This window comes from Alkalimonas amylolytica, from assembly GCF_900107845.1.
GTDB lineage: Bacteria > Pseudomonadota > Gammaproteobacteria > Enterobacterales > Alteromonadaceae > Alkalimonas > Alkalimonas amylolytica.
Genome location: NZ_FNRM01000004.1, coordinates 148,232 through 162,331 on the forward strand (window position 1 = coordinate 148,232; position 14,100 = coordinate 162,331).

Genomic DNA, 14,100 nt, shown 5'->3' on the forward strand with positions numbered 1-14,100 from the left:
TCTATCAACAGGCCATCATGGCCCTGGCTGTATCCAGCATCCGATTGGCAAAGCCCCACTCGTTGTCACACCAGAGCAGGCACTTTACCAGCCGTTTGTGACTGACCCTGGTCAGGGAACCATCGACGATGCAGGAGTGCGAATTATGATTAAAATCAACCGATACCAAGGGTTCTTCGGTGTAATCCAAAATACCCGCCAGCTGCGCCTTACCTGCGCGTTGCAGCACCTGGTTAATCGCAGCCGGAGTTACATCCTGATGCAGCGTTAAACTCACATCCATCGCCGTGACATTGACTGTTGGCACTCGCACCGCAATGGCCTCAAAGCGCCCGGCTAACTGAGGCAAAATGCGCTCTATCCCGAGTGCAAGCTTGGTATCGACCGGAATAATGGACTGACTGGCCGCCCGGGTACGACGTAGATCGGTATGGTAGGCATCGATCACCTGTTGGTCATGCATCGACGCATGGATGGTGGTAATGGTGCCACTTTCGATACCATAAGCATCGTCCAGCAGTTGCAACACCGGCACCACACAGTTGGTGGTGCAGGAGCCATTGGAGACAATCTGCATCGCTGGCGTCAATCGCTGCTGGTTAATACCAAAAATAACGGTGGCATCAACATCGGCATCGGCCGGGTGTGAGAACAATACTTTCTTGGCACCAGCCTCCAGATGCCACTTGGCATGCTGACGAGAATGAAACACACCGGTACACTCCAGCACCACATCAATGCCAAGCTCTTGCCAAGGCAGCTCGATGGGATCGGCCTCGGCATACAACTGGATCAAATCTCCATTGACTGAAATACCCTGCTCCACCCGCTCTACCTCCGCAGCAAAGCGACCATGCGAGGTATCGTATTTCAGTAAATGCGCCACCCCTTTGGCATCGGCCAACTCATTGATGGCAACCACCCGAATATCTTGCCGACCCGATTCGTACAACGCCCGAACAATGTTACGGCCAATACGACCGAAGCCATTGATAGCAACACGAATAGGTACTTGCGAACTGGGCATCTGTTTCATGCTCCTAAGAAAAAAGGACAGCGCAGGCTGTCCTTGTTTTTGTTACTGTGCCAGCAGCTCACGGGCAGCGGCCAGTACCTTGTCGCTGGTGATGCCAAAGTGAGCAAACAATTGCTCGGCAGGCGCCGACTCACCAAAGCCGGTCATGCCAATGACGTTGCCGTTTAGGCCGACGTACTTGTACCAACCGTCCATAATACCCGCTTCCACCGCAATACGACGACTGACGGCGGCAGGCAGTACTTGTTCGCGGTAGCTGGCATCCTGCGCATCAAACACATCGGTCGATGGCATCGAAACCACACGCACCTTACGACCGTCTTGTTGCAATTGCTGAGCAGCACTCATGGCCAGTTGTACTTCGGAGCCGGTCGCAATCAGAATCAGCTCTGGAGTTCCTTCGCAATCCAGTAGCACATAACCCCCCCGGCGGATCTCAGCCAGTTGCTTGGCACTGCGTTCTTGTTGCGGCAGCCCCTGACGGGTAAAGATCAAGCTGGTAGGGCCTTCCGTCCGTTCAATGGCGGCTTGCCAGGCAACCGCAGACTCGACCTGATCGCATGGGCGCCAATTCATCAGGTTTGGCGTGGCGCGCAAGGCTGCCAGCTGTTCCACCGGCTGGTGGGTTGGGCCATCTTCACCCAGACCAATGGAGTCGTGGGTATAGACAAAGATCACCCGCTGTTTCATCAGCGCTGCCATCCGCACTGCGTTGCGGGCATATTCCATAAACATCAGGAAGGTGGCACCGTACGGCACAAAACCGCCATGCAAAGCGATGCCATTCATAATGGCCGACATGCCGAACTCGCGCACACCGTAATAAATGTAGTTGCCGCTGGCATCGCTGTGCGTCAAGGGTTTTGAGCCAGACCAGATGGTCAGGTTAGAACCAGCCAAGTCGGCCGAGCCACCCATAAACTCAGGCAACAAAGGACCAAAGGCATTCAGTGCATTTTGCGATGCTTTGCGCGTAGCAACGTTCGCTGGATTGGCTTGCAGTTTTTCAATGTAGGCAGCACTTTGCTCAGCCCAATTGGCTGGCAAGTCACCTTGATTACGGCGTTCAAACTCTGCCGCCAGTTCCGGGTAATCGGCACGGTAAGCAGACAGCTTCTGCTGCCAGCTTTGCTCTGCCAGTTGCCCTTTGGCTTTTGCATCCCACTGCGCATAAATATCCGCCGGGATCTCAAAAGGCGCATGCGGCCATTGTAAAAACTCACGACTGGCGGCGATTTCTGCATCGCCAAGCGGTGCACCATGGCAATCATGGCTGCCCCCTTTATTGGGAGCTCCATAGCCAATCACGGTTTTGCAGCAAATAAGGGTTGGCTTGCCGCTTTCTGCCTGTGCCTGCTCAATGGCGGCTTTGACCGCCGCAGCGTCATGGCCATCGACCGACTCAATCACCTGCCAGCCATAGGCTTTAAAACGCGCCGGTGTATCGTCGGTGAACCAACCTTCCACTTCACCATCAATGGAAATACCGTTGTCATCCCAGAAGGCTATCAGCTTGCCCAAACCTAAAGTGCCGGCCAGTGAACAGGCTTCATGCGAGATACCTTCCATCAGACAGCCATCGCCAAGGAAGACATAGGTGAAGTGATCAACCAGATCGTGGCCTGGCCGGTTAAACTGCGCCGCCAGTGATTTCTCGGCAATGGCCATGCCCACTGCATTGGTGATGCCCTGCCCAAGTGGGCCAGTGGTCGTTTCTACGCCAGGTGCATAGCCATACTCCGGGTGACCGGGCGTTTTGGAGTGCAGCTGACGAAACTGTTTCAGATCCTCAATACCAAGCTCATAGCCAGATAGATGCAACAACGAATACAGCAACATGGAGCCATGGCCGTTCGACAGCACAAAGCGATCGCGATCTGCCCAGTTTGGGTTTTGCGGGTTGTGCTTTAAAAAATCACGCCAAAGCACTTCAGCAATATCCGCCATGCCCATAGGGGCACCCGGATGACCTGAATTGGCTTTTTGAACCGCATCCATGCTCAGGGCACGAATGGCGTTGGCGAGTTGTTTACGAGAAGGCATGCTAACTCCTGGGTAGTTGGTAAAAATTGGCTTGAGTCATGGCAAAACCATCACCCTAAACATTGCTGTTATACCGTGAGTATGCGACAGGGTCTTACTGCCCTGCTTTTTGTGCTGCGTATTTTCGCCCAGCCATCGGCCAATGGCAAATTTAAATCGTGCGGCGATGCATGGAAACGTTCGATAACACCACCATCCTCCCCGTCGATACAGCGTCAAAGACGTCTGGCCGTCAATTTTTTCTAGCCAAGACTGATCGATTTCTCTAAAATAGCCGTTATAAATCGGCACCCGCACTGGTAACCCTTTGCAGCGGGAGCTATGTATTTAACTTTTTTCAATGGATAACAGGCCCATGGCACAACATATCTTTACTTCTGAATCCGTATCCGAAGGACATCCGGATAAAATTGCCGATCAGATCTCTGATGCGGTGCTGGATGCCATTTTGGCACAAGATCCAAAAGCGCGGGTTGCCTGCGAAACCTTCGTGAAAACCGGTATGGTGCTGGTAGGTGGTGAAATCAGCACCACCGCCTGGGTGGATATTGAAGAACTGACCCGTAAAACCGTGCGCGAAATCGGCTATGTGCATTCCGATATGGGCTTTGATGCCGATTCCTGTGCCGTACTAAATGCCATTGGTAAGCAATCCCCGGATATCAACCAGGGTGTTGACCGCGCCGATCCGAAAGAGCAAGGTGCCGGTGATCAGGGCCTGATGTTTGGTTATGCCAGCAATGAAACCGACGTGCTGATGCCTGCCCCTATCACCTACTCCCATCGTTTGGTACAGCGTCAGGCGCAGGTACGTAAAAATGGCACCCTGCCCTGGTTACGCCCAGACGCCAAATCTCAGCTCAGCTTCATTTACGAAGATGGCAAGCCAGTGGGTATTGATGCGGTGGTGTTATCCACCCAGCATTGCGATACCATCAGCACCGAGGACTTGCGCGAAGCGGTGATGGAAGAAATCATCAAGCCAGTCCTACCTGGCGAATGGCTGACCAGCAGCACCAAGTTCTTTATTAACCCAACCGGCCGTTTTGTGATTGGTGGCCCTATGGGCGACTGTGGTCTGACTGGCCGTAAAATCATCGTGGATACCTACGGTGGCATGGCCCGTCACGGTGGGGGGGCTTTCTCCGGTAAGGATCCATCCAAGGTAGACCGCTCGGCGGCTTACGCTGCCCGCTATGTGGCAAAAAATATTGTGGCCGCCGGTTTGGCCGATCGCTGTGAAATTCAGGTGTCTTACGCCATTGGTGTGGCCGAGCCTACCTCCATCAGTGTCGAAACCTTTGGCACCAGCAAATTGGAAGAAAGCCAGCTGATTGGTTTGATCCGTGAGCATTTTGATCTGCGTCCATACGGCCTGATTGATATGCTGCAACTGGAGCGTCCTATCTACCTGCCAACTGCCGCCTATGGTCACTTTGGTCGTAACGAGTTCCCGTGGGAACAAACCGACAAAGCAGAAGCACTGCGTCAGTACGCTAAGTAAGCCAGTGGTCAGGCTGCAATCAAGGAGAGCTCAGGCTCTCCTTTTTTCTGGCCTGGTTCCTGCGCATGGCAGCCAAACAACGGTTTCACCCAGCTGTTTTTTGTGTATGATAAGGCAGCCTTGTCTGAGTACTGATGTTCAGACCGCTGTAAAAATAGAAGCTTCAGGGGAACACGGCGCACGCTCGCCCCATAAAAATTACAAGGAAAACCTATGTCCGCACAACAGGCCGCTCCAGCTGAAAAGCAGAGCATGCTCAATCGCGCCCTAAACGCGATTGAAGTGGTCGGGAACAAGCTACCCGATCCGGCTATTTTATTTGCCCTTTTGATGGTGTTTGTTTGGGTCGCCTCCTGGCTACTGTCCGGGGTGAGCTTCAATGAAGTTGACCCACGCACCGGTGATTCCATTCAAATTGCCAACCTGCTGGCAGGCAGCTCACTCACTGAGTTTACCTCACGTATGGTCAATACCTTCGTTACTTTTGCCCCCTTGGGAATTGTGTTGGTCGCTATGTTGGGCTTAGGGGTATCTGAGCACACCGGTTTTATCAACGCTGGCCTGCGTTCTATTTTGAGTGTTACACCAAAAATGCTGCTTACCCCAGTGCTGATTGCTGTTGGTATTCTTAGCCACGTGGCGGTCGATGCCGGTTATGTCTTGGTTATTCCTCTCGGTGCCGTGATTTTCTATGCCGCTGGTCGTCACCCGCTGGCCGGTATTGCAGCCGCCTTTGCTGGCGTCTCCGGTGGCTTTTCAGCGACTTTCTTTATCCCGTCTAGCCTGGACCCTATGCTGGCCGCCTTTACCCAGGAAGCGGTGAATTTGTCGGCGCACCCGGCAGCCGCTGATCTGGTGATCAACCCGCTGAATAACTTCTACTTCACCACCGCTTCTACCTTCTTAGTGATTCTGGTTGGCTGGTTCCTGACTGACAAGGTCATTGAGCCTCGGCTGAAAAATACCAAAGTGGATGCTGATGCGGCCGACCTGCCAGTGATGGATGAACTGACCAACCGTGAGAAAAAAGGCTTGGCATGGGCTGCCTTTTCAATGGTGGCGGCTTTTGTTTTACTGGTTATTTCTGCGCTACCAGAAGGTTCTGCCTGGCGCAGTGACGCCGGTGAACTGGCGGATGCTGCCGCGCCACTGATGCGTTCTATTGTCTCTTTAATCTTCATTTTCTTTTTAATCCCTGGTGTGGTCTATGGCTATGTCGCTGGCACAGTGCGCAGCCATCGCGATGTGGTCGAAGGGATGAGTAAAGCCATGAGTGGCATGGGCTATTACATCGTCATGGCCTTTTTCTGTGCTCAGTTTATCTATGCTTTTGGTCAGTCTAACCTGGGAGCCTTAATGGCCATTAAAGGTGCCAACTGGTTAAAAGAAATGGCGTTCCCAATGGGCTTTACTTTAATTGGTATTGTGCTGCTGACCGGTTTTGTCAATCTGATGGTCGGCTCAGCCTCCGCCAAGTGGGCCTTGATTGGCGCTATCATGGTGCCCATGCTGATGGAACTGGGTGTCTCACCGGATCTAACCCAGGCCGCCTACCGGGTGGGTGACTCCAGTACCAACATTATTACCCCACTGCTGCCTTACTTCCCACTGATCGTAGTGTTCTGCCAGAAGTATGTTAAAAACAGTGGTATTGGCACGCTGATATCCTTAATGCTGCCCTTTACGGTGACCTTACTGATCTGCTGGACCGCTTTCCTGTTGCTGTTCTGGGGCTTTGATATCCCGCTTGGTGTCGGTGCCAGCCATAGTTTCCCGGCTGGCTAATCATTCAACCGCTAATGCAAGCCCTGTCTGTTTGACAGGGCTTTTTACTTTTTATGACTTTGTCAGCTATTTTTACAGGAGAAACAAATAGCTGGCAGCTACTCATTTATCCTGTCATATACAAATACCCTTGTTTTGTACAAAAATAAAACGTTCATGCCCCAAAGCAACTATTCGAAGCCTACCAGCCCCTATAACTGCTTAAAAAACAATCAGATACATTGTCACACCATTTAACAGCTGTCGGTACAAAAACACACCCAAAAAATATAATCACTTGATTTTATTGAACTTTAACAAAATATTTATGATTGGCATTATTTTTGCCTAAATTGAGACCGTGTTTAGCACTGGTGCGCTGCAGCCAGATATAATTAAGCTGTAAATCAGGCCAGCTGAATCGTGCAAACACGATTAATTTACTAAAAAGCCGCTCTGCTACAGAGCAAGTGATCACAATTTCATACGGACATACTATTTTATGAAGAAGTTACAAGTAGCGCTTTTAACTGCCGGTCTTTTTTCAGTTGGCTCAGTTCAGGCTTCACCTATTTCATTTGATTTTTTCAATGCGCACGAGACAACTGAAATTCAGCAAACCGGCAGCTTATCGATGTTTGATGATGCGCTTGGCAACCTGACATCTGTCACGCTGAATCTTTTGGGTGAGTCCATCAGCTCGACCATCCTTGACAACCAGGCCTCCAACGGACAAACTTTCAGCTATCTGTCTCAGTTGAGTTTTTTCTTTGACATTCTGGGGCTGTCAAATAACATCACGCTGCCTGCACCCACCTTCATCACTACTTTGGCAACCACTAATGGCTTTGCGACTCTAGCCAGTGGCACACAACTAGATTTAGGAACAAACACTGAGCAAGGAGCTTACAGCTTCACTTTCACTGATCCTATGGATATCGCAGCCTTTGTTGGTGCCGGTAGCTTTACGGTAAATTGTAATACTCTATCAAGCTCAGGTTTCACTGGTGGTGGCGGTAACATTGATACCAATCAGGTAACCACTGGTGCTTGTGGTGCAGAGGTCATTTATTCCTACAATACCCCAACAACCTCGATCTCTGAACCAATGACGCTGTGGCTGTTCGGTGCCGGCCTGTTTGGCTTTGCCGCTATGCGACGCTTTAGTTAAGCTTCGCAGATACCTGGAAGGTCTTAACATACCGTTTTGAGTTTAACCCGCCCCTGGCGTAATGCCGTTCACTTAAGGTGAGCGGCATTTCAGTATGAAAACTTCTTAACTGATCGGCATTAGTCAGCTGTGCCAGGTTTTTTTATGCTTTCTGGTAGCTTATGTCGGTTTTGTTTACATTTGCTCAGGGCAAAACTCAGTCATATATCGCAATTCACTAATCTATATAAGAAAAAATTTTTGGTCTGCTTTTTGCGTATGAATCGTCATAGCTTTAAAGGAAGTAAATCCGGGTTATCAAGTAAGTCTGGCCCGGCAGACGAAAAGTACAAGGAAAGGATTATGAAAACATTAGCCTTGGGTTTAGCCGCAAGTTGTTTACTGCTGATTTCAACATCAACTATGGCAGCCCCTATCCGGGCATGCTCCAACTCCAGCGTGACTCTGACGGAAGTCAGAGCTTTGGGTGGCGGAACAAACTTATTAAGCCAAGCCGGTGGTTATCAGGCCTCCGCCTGCTCTGGCGTTTACAATACACCATTAAACATCAGCAGTTACAACAATGCCAACCCCAATATTGGCCAACTGTACGATGGCTTGCTGAATGGCGAAAATGGTTACCTGGCACCAGATACCTTTGTTTCACAAGATCAGTTTCTTGATCTGGGTACAGCCAAAGATGCATTTGGTGATCCTGATAAATATTCCGATCCAGGCTGGATCCATTTGGGCAACTTCAATCGCTCAGGTACCTCTTTCTCCTCAGATTACAACAAAATAATCGGTCCTGGTGGTACTTTGAATATATCTGAAGTACTAAACATTAATTTCATCTGCGATGATGGTACAGGATGTCGTCAAGGTACCTGGTCTTTAATCACCTCCAGCGATATTGTCGAGCGTGTGCAAGAGGTGCTGCAAGGGCGATCCACTTTCGATAACCTGGCGTTTTTCTTAAAAGCGGCCAATGACTGGGCGGTATACAATTTCGATTTCCTGTCGATTTTCTTCAATGAGATCGTAACTAACAACAACCCTGTCTTTGATTTTTTAACACCTTATGAGTTTTACGGCACCTTTAACACCCAGGATTTAATGAACCCTAAGAGTACTAACGTCGTTGACATCTCGAACTTTGGTGTCTGGGCGCGGGATCCTTTCGATGAAACCTCTCAGATCCCAGCTCCAGCCACCTTGGCCATTCTGGGATTAGGACTAGTAGCACTGCGCCTGTTTCGCCGTTAATGTCGGAAATTTTTACAGTACAACCAAACCCGCTGCGGCGGGTTTTTCTTTGGCAATTTCCTGCAAATTGCTACCATAGAGTGATAGTCCCTAATCATGGCATTCTATGCGTATACCCCGAATCTTTGTCGACCTACCACTGAACACCTCTTCCATAACACTGCCTGACGAGGCGGCCGCTCATGTCGGTAGGGTGCTGCGGATGCAACCAGGCGATGCCTTGCAGCTCTTCAATGGCGATGGCAATAACTATGCGGCTAGCATTGAGCACGTTAGTAAGAAACAGGTACTGGTTTCTGTTGTGGGATCATCGTCAAATCCAACCGAGTCCAACCTTAACTTGCATCTGGGACAAGTCATTTCGCGAGGCGATCGCATGGACTTTGCCATCCAAAAAGCTGTGGAACTGGGCGTGAGCAGTATTACACCGCTATTCTCTGAACGTTGCGGTGTCAAACTGGATGGCGAGCGGCTGGAAAAAAAGCAACAACAATGGCAAAAAATTGTCCATTCTGCCTGCGAGCAATCGGGCCGCAGCCTGGTCCCTAAGATCCTGCCAGCATTGCCGTTCGCGGCCTGGCTGGCCGAACCGACAAAAGATTTGAAACTGACCTTGCATCCCTGGGCCAGCGACACCATTAAGACATTAACGCCAGCCGATAGCATCCGCCTGATGATAGGCCCGGAGGGTGGCTTTAGTGAACAGGAAATGACAGCTGCGCTGGCAGCAGGTTACCTGGGGATCCGGCTTGGCCCCAGAGTATTACGAACCGAAACAGCTGCCCTAACGGCCATCAGTGCCCTGCAGCTGCAATTTGGCGATCTCGCCTGAGGATCTTATGACAGCACTTAGTATTGGTATTGTGATGGACCCTATTGCGGACATCACTATCAAAAAAGACACCAGTTTCGCCATGCTGCTGGAAGCCCAGCGTCGTGGCTACACCATTCATTACATGGAAATGGCGGATTTGTACGTGCTGGAAGGTCAGGCCCGGGCCCGAACTCGGCTGCTGATGGTGGAGGAAGACCCAACCAACTGGTACCAATTTGGTCAGGAGCAAGATATCGCCTTGGGCGATTTAGACGCCATCTTGATGCGCAAAGATCCACCATTTGATACCGAGTACATCTATGCCACCTACATGCTGGAGCTGGCCGAGCAACAAGGTTGTTTGATTGTCAACAAGCCACAAAGCCTGCGCGATGCCAATGAAAAACTCTACACCAGCTGGTTTAGCCAATACACGCCGAAAACTCTGGTCAGTCGCGACTCAGCACGGCTAAAAGCCTTCTGGCAAGAGCACCAGGATGTCATTATCAAACCCTTGGATGGCATGGGTGGTGCCTCGATTTTCCGGCTGAAAGCCGATGATCCGAATGTTGGCGTGGTGCTGGAAACCTTGACCGCTCACAACAGCCGCTATGCCATGGCGCAGCAGTTTATTCCAGCCATCAGAGAAGGTGACAAACGCATTTTAATGGTCAATGGCGAGCCAATCCCTTATGTACTGGCACGGATCCCTGCCAAGGGTGAAACCCGGGGCAATCTGGCTGCCGGTGGCCGTGGTGAAGTACGGCCGCTCAGCGACAGCGATCGGGCCATTGCCGAAGCGGTTGGCCCCACCTTAAAGGCGAAAGGACTTATTTTTGTAGGTTTGGATATAATTGGTGATAAACTTACAGAGATCAATGTAACCAGCCCCACCTGTGTGCGGGAAATTGAAGCCGAAGCTCCCGTGCATATCACCGGTCAGCTGTTTGATGCGATTGAACAATTGCTCGGTCAATGAAGTACCTAGTCTGTTCCCAGCCAACAATTAGGTTGGCTGGTAGCGAATAAGGAGCGCAGCATGAATACGTTTGAGCATCACTTTTTGATTGCTATGCCATCGCTGCAGGACCCGTTTTTTCAACGCAGCGTCACCTATATCTGTGAACACAATGAAGACGGGGCCATGGGCATCGTCATCAATCATCCACTAAAAGCCACCATAGGCGATTTACTGCAACAACTGGATATCGAGTTTGATCCGAAAAACCCGATCACAGAACAAGCCGTTTGTGCCGGCGGCCCGGTGCAGGCAGATCGCGGTTTTGTGCTGCACAAGGCGCAACCAGGCTATATGAGCAGCATGCGACTGGACGATGATTTGATGATCACCACCTCGAAAGATATCCTGCAACAGCTTACCACCCAGCAAGGGCCAGACAAGTTCTTACTGGCGCTTGGTTATGCTGGCTGGGTAGCTGGCCAACTGGAGCAGGAAATTGCTGACAACTCCTGGCTGGTGATCCCGGCCGATAGCAGCATCATTTTTGACCTGGCCCATGCTTACAAATGGCAAGCGGCTACCAAGAAAATGGGCATCGAAACCTGGCAACTTAGTAGCGTTGCAGGGCATGCTTAATGAGCACGGATAAACACCGCTCGGTTTTAACCTTTGATTACGGCACCAAAAGCATCGGCGTTGCTATCGGTCAGGAACTGACCGGCAGCGCCAGTGTGCTGGCAGCCCTGAGAGCACGCGATGGTATTCCGGATTGGAACCAGATTGAAAAGCTACTCAAAGAATGGCAGCCCGATCTATTGCTGGTTGGCTTGCCACTGAATATGGATGGTACGGAGCAGGACTTTACCGTGCGCACCCGCAAGTTTGCCAACCGGCTGCATGGCCGCTTTGGCCTGCCGGTGGAGCTGCATGACGAACGCCTGACCACCGCCGACGCCAGGCAGCAACTCTTTGCCGAAGGCGGTTTTCGTAACCTCAGTAAAGACAAAGTCGATAGCGTATCGGCCGTGCTGATTTTTGAGAGCTGGTATGAAAACCGAGCCTGACAATCCCCTCATTAAACCCGGTTATTACCAGCACTACAAAGGCCCTTACTATCAGGTGCTGGATCTAGCCCGCCACAGCGAAACCGAAGAATGGCTGGTTATTTACCGGCCGCTTTATGGTGATCGCGCTCTGTGGGCACGGCCGCTTGCAATGTTTTGTGAACAGGTATCACACCAAGGTGCTTTGATCCCTCGTTTTCGTTATCTGGGCGATACCCTGCCGCAATAAACACCTCCCCCTAGCCGATTTGCCGAAAATCCCGCTATTTTGCCACTTATCATCTTTTTTGCTTTTCATGGCCTCGCCATTGCTATGCTCCCCGACATCGACAACAGCGATTGTAAAAGATCGTTACATATTTCAACTTAGCTGATGGTCTGGAGGGTGTTATGTTTGATACAACCGAATGGGCGCACACACTGCAACAAAGTAATCTGACCTTTTTGATCTGGTTTGTGCCGCTGTTTTTAGCGATTTATTTTGTTCCAACCCTGTTAGCGGTTGCCTTTAACCGTCGACATCTTGGCAAAATCGCTTTGGCCAATATCCCGGCCGGTTTTTCTGTCATTGCCTGGTGCGCGCTGATTGGCGTTGCACTCAGTGGGAAATTAATCGAATCAACACGGAGTAAACACCATGAGTAAATCTGCCGCGCATGGATTAGTGGATATTTATGTAGCCCCCAAGCAACTATTTAATGCCTTGCCGGATAAAAAGGGCTGGAGCTGGCTGGCGTTTTTATTGATTATTTTAATAAGCGCGCTCGGTATGTGGTGGTTTTATGCTGGCATGAGCCCGGAGTGGATTGTAGAGCAGCAGCTAGCCGCCGTGTCGCATAACATGACACCAGCAGAGATTGAAGAAAGCCGCGCTTTAATGGGGCATATGGCGGATAAAACTGGCATCTTTACTGTTGGGGGCATCCTGGTAATGACCCCAATTATGTTGGCGATCATGGCCGGTTATTTGATGCTGGTTGGCAATCCGGGGCAAAAACGCCCTTATGGTGACTGGTATGCGATGGCCGTTTGGAGCAACATGCCAGGCATTTTGAATATGTTGGGTTTGATGGTACTGATTGCGATGAGCAGCAACCCGAACATGCCGCTGGATACCGCAAATTACTTGTCAGTCAACCAACTGCTGTTAGGGCTGGAGCCTGGACAAGCCTGGTACACCTGGGCAGAGAGCTTGAACTTAATCTACCTGTGGATCACCGTATTGTTTGCCATAGGCCTGCACTGCTGGAGCCGCTACTCCATGGTCAAGAGCCTGGTGCTTGCGTTCTTACCACTGCTGGTTATTTTCGGCCTCTGGGCTGTGTTTATTTAACCGGGAACGACGATGAAAAAATTGCTGCTCATCCTATTGATTGGTGCAACCCTGGTAGCCCTGATTGCGCTCAGTCAGTACCGCCAGTCGCAACAAGCCATTAGCGTGACCACCGCTCTGGTCACCGAAGGTGCCTTGGCCGATAGCATTCTGGCTTCCGGCAATCTGGAGTTTAATACCCAAATCCAGATCCGCTCTGAGGTCACTGGGCGGGTGCTGGAAGTGTTGGTGGACGAAGGCGAAACGGTGGAAAAAGGCCAGGTTCTGATGCGATTGGACCCTACCGCCTTTGAAGCCGATGTCAGCAGAACCCGCGCTCTGGTGCGCAGCCAGCACATTGATATTAAGCGCGCTAAAGCCCAGCTGGCGGATCTTGAGCGCCAGTTCGCCCGTCAACAGCAAATGCATAGAAGTGGTCTGGTGCAGCAGGAAACCATCGATAGCCTGCAAAGTCAGCTGGATATTGCTCATATCAATGTAGCCGCAGCCCAAGCGGCGCTTGAGCAAGGCAAAGCCAGCCTCACTATGGCCGAAGACAATCTTAGTAAAACCATTTACCGGGCGCCCATTGCCGGCTTGCTGTCCACCGTCGATATCAAACCCGGCGAAACCGTGATTGCCGGCAGTACCAACATTATTGGCTCACCCTTGATGACCCTGGCTGATCCCAGTGCCATTCTGGCGGAACTACGGGTTGATGAAGCCGATATTGCCAATGTGCACCTTGGGCAACGGGCAGAGATCTTTGCGGCGGCTTACCCGCATCAGGCTATCCCTGGCGAAGTGATTCAGATTGCTACCTCAGCCCGCTACATGAATCAAAGCCAAAGCTTGTCGTTTCGGGTCAAAGTATTGCTGCAGCCTGACGATATCGCGCTATACCCGGGCATGAGCTGTCGGGCTGAGATCATTACCTCAGAGCAAGAGACTGGTTTACAAATCCCTATTGCCGCCGTGCAAAAGGACGGAGACCAGAGCTTTGTCTGGACAGTAGTGGATGGCCAGGCCAGCAAACGCTCCGTCTCGCTGGGGCTGGCTACCGACATTGCTCAGGAAGTTCAGTCCGGTTTAAGCCTGGGTGAACAAGTCATTATTGGCCCTGCCCGTACCCTGCTGCGCATTCAGGATGGCAGCCGCATCCGAGCCACCCTGCAGGAGTATTAAC

At 51.1% G+C, this 14,100-nt stretch carries 14 protein-coding genes; 12 read left to right on the forward strand and 2 right to left on the reverse strand.

The genetic code is table 11. The annotated features are described in order from the left end of the window. Nucleotides 1-4: 4 nt before the first annotated feature. Entirely contained in the window at nucleotides 5-1,027 is a 1,023-nt protein-coding gene (gene epd / locus BLW37_RS09600; RefSeq protein WP_091342577.1) for an erythrose-4-phosphate dehydrogenase, read from the reverse strand. 51 nt (nucleotides 1,028-1,078) lie between these two features. After that, a complete protein-coding gene (gene tkt / locus BLW37_RS09605) occupies nucleotides 1,079-3,079 on the reverse strand; it encodes a transketolase (protein WP_091342276.1) in 2,001 nt (666 codons plus the stop codon). Nucleotides 3,080-3,434: 355 nt separating this feature from the next. On the opposite strand from tkt, the gene metK reads away from it, so the two are divergent. From metK to BLW37_RS09665, 12 genes are all read left to right on the forward strand, one after another. Continuing rightward, nucleotides 3,435-4,583 carry a methionine adenosyltransferase gene (gene metK, locus BLW37_RS09610; protein WP_091342278.1) on the forward strand — a complete coding sequence of 383 codons (1,149 nt, stop codon included), beginning with the start codon at nucleotides 3,435-3,437 and terminating at the stop codon, nucleotides 4,581-4,583. A 213-nt stretch (nucleotides 4,584-4,796) separates the two neighbouring features. Next, on the forward strand, nucleotides 4,797-6,368 hold the full coding sequence (locus BLW37_RS09615; RefSeq protein WP_091342279.1) for an AbgT family transporter: 1,572 nt from the start codon (nucleotides 4,797-4,799) through the stop codon (nucleotides 6,366-6,368). A gap of 481 nt (nucleotides 6,369-6,849) precedes the next feature. Further along, a complete protein-coding gene (locus BLW37_RS09620) occupies nucleotides 6,850-7,518 on the forward strand; it encodes a PEP-CTERM sorting domain-containing protein (RefSeq protein WP_091342281.1) in 669 nt (222 codons plus the stop codon). A gap of 144 nt (nucleotides 7,519-7,662) precedes the next feature. Beyond that, nucleotides 7,663-8,763 (forward strand): PEP-CTERM sorting domain-containing protein, encoded by a 1,101-nt coding sequence (locus BLW37_RS09625; protein ID WP_139243696.1) that lies wholly within the window; start codon nucleotides 7,663-7,665, stop codon nucleotides 8,761-8,763. A gap of 106 nt (nucleotides 8,764-8,869) precedes the next feature. After that, nucleotides 8,870-9,595 carry a 16S rRNA (uracil(1498)-N(3))-methyltransferase gene (rsmE, locus tag BLW37_RS09630; protein WP_091342285.1) on the forward strand — a complete coding sequence of 242 codons (726 nt, stop codon included), beginning with the start codon at nucleotides 8,870-8,872 and terminating at the stop codon, nucleotides 9,593-9,595. Nucleotides 9,596-9,602: 7 nt separating this feature from the next. Further along, nucleotides 9,603-10,556: a glutathione synthase gene (gshB, locus tag BLW37_RS09635; RefSeq protein ID WP_091342287.1), complete on the forward strand. Its 954-nt coding sequence runs from the start codon at nucleotides 9,603-9,605 to the stop codon at nucleotides 10,554-10,556. Nucleotides 10,557-10,616: 60 nt separating this feature from the next. After that, on the forward strand, nucleotides 10,617-11,174 hold the full coding sequence (locus tag BLW37_RS09640; RefSeq protein WP_091342288.1) for a YqgE/AlgH family protein: 558 nt from the start codon (nucleotides 10,617-10,619) through the stop codon (nucleotides 11,172-11,174). After that, complete coding sequence (gene ruvX, locus BLW37_RS09645) at nucleotides 11,174-11,602, forward strand: Holliday junction resolvase RuvX (RefSeq protein WP_091342290.1); 429 nt, start codon at nucleotides 11,174-11,176, stop codon at nucleotides 11,600-11,602. The genes BLW37_RS09640 and ruvX overlap by 1 nt, the downstream gene beginning before the upstream one ends. Next, nucleotides 11,586-11,831, forward strand: coding sequence for a DUF1653 domain-containing protein (locus BLW37_RS09650; protein ID WP_091342291.1), 246 nt, complete (start codon nucleotides 11,586-11,588; stop codon nucleotides 11,829-11,831). Before ruvX ends, BLW37_RS09650 begins: the two co-directional genes overlap by 17 nt. Before the next feature lie 161 nt (nucleotides 11,832-11,992). After that, nucleotides 11,993-12,247, forward strand: coding sequence for a superinfection immunity protein (locus tag BLW37_RS09655; protein WP_091342293.1), 255 nt, complete (start codon nucleotides 11,993-11,995; stop codon nucleotides 12,245-12,247). Continuing rightward, entirely contained in the window at nucleotides 12,240-12,935 is a 696-nt protein-coding gene (locus BLW37_RS09660) for a YIP1 family protein (RefSeq protein WP_091342295.1), read from the forward strand. The genes BLW37_RS09655 and BLW37_RS09660 overlap by 8 nt, the downstream gene beginning before the upstream one ends. 12 nt (nucleotides 12,936-12,947) lie before the next feature. Then, on the forward strand, nucleotides 12,948-14,099 hold the full coding sequence (locus BLW37_RS09665) for an efflux RND transporter periplasmic adaptor subunit (RefSeq protein ID WP_091342297.1): 1,152 nt from the start codon (nucleotides 12,948-12,950) through the stop codon (nucleotides 14,097-14,099). The last annotated feature ends 1 nt before the right edge of the window (nucleotide 14,100 follow it).

Bases quoted from the DNA above. Each gene is read 5' to 3' on its own strand.
- rsmE (WP_091342285.1), top strand. From the start codon at position 8,870: ATGCGTATACCCCGAATCTTTGTCGACCTACCACTGAACACCTCTTCC.
- BLW37_RS09655 (WP_091342293.1), top strand. From the start codon at position 11,993: ATGTTTGATACAACCGAATGGGCGCACACACTGCAACAAAGTAATCTG.
- BLW37_RS09660 (WP_091342295.1), top strand. From the start codon at position 12,240: ATGAGTAAATCTGCCGCGCATGGATTAGTGGATATTTATGTAGCCCCC.
- BLW37_RS09620 (WP_091342281.1), top strand. From the start codon at position 6,850: ATGAAGAAGTTACAAGTAGCGCTTTTAACTGCCGGTCTTTTTTCAGTT.
- tkt (WP_091342276.1), bottom strand. From the start codon at position 3,079: ATGCCTTCTCGTAAACAACTCGCCAACGCCATTCGTGCCCTGAGCATG.
- BLW37_RS09640 (WP_091342288.1), top strand. From the start codon at position 10,617: ATGAATACGTTTGAGCATCACTTTTTGATTGCTATGCCATCGCTGCAG.
- BLW37_RS09625 (WP_139243696.1), top strand. From the start codon at position 7,663: ATGCTTTCTGGTAGCTTATGTCGGTTTTGTTTACATTTGCTCAGGGCA.
- ruvX (WP_091342290.1), top strand. From the start codon at position 11,174: ATGAGCACGGATAAACACCGCTCGGTTTTAACCTTTGATTACGGCACC.
- metK (WP_091342278.1), top strand. From the start codon at position 3,435: ATGGCACAACATATCTTTACTTCTGAATCCGTATCCGAAGGACATCCG.
- BLW37_RS09665 (WP_091342297.1), top strand. From the start codon at position 12,948: ATGAAAAAATTGCTGCTCATCCTATTGATTGGTGCAACCCTGGTAGCC.
- epd (WP_091342577.1), bottom strand. From the start codon at position 1,027: ATGCCCAGTTCGCAAGTACCTATTCGTGTTGCTATCAATGGCTTCGGT.
- BLW37_RS09615 (WP_091342279.1), top strand. From the start codon at position 4,797: ATGTCCGCACAACAGGCCGCTCCAGCTGAAAAGCAGAGCATGCTCAAT.
- BLW37_RS09650 (WP_091342291.1), top strand. From the start codon at position 11,586: ATGAAAACCGAGCCTGACAATCCCCTCATTAAACCCGGTTATTACCAG.
- gshB (WP_091342287.1), top strand. From the start codon at position 9,603: ATGACAGCACTTAGTATTGGTATTGTGATGGACCCTATTGCGGACATC.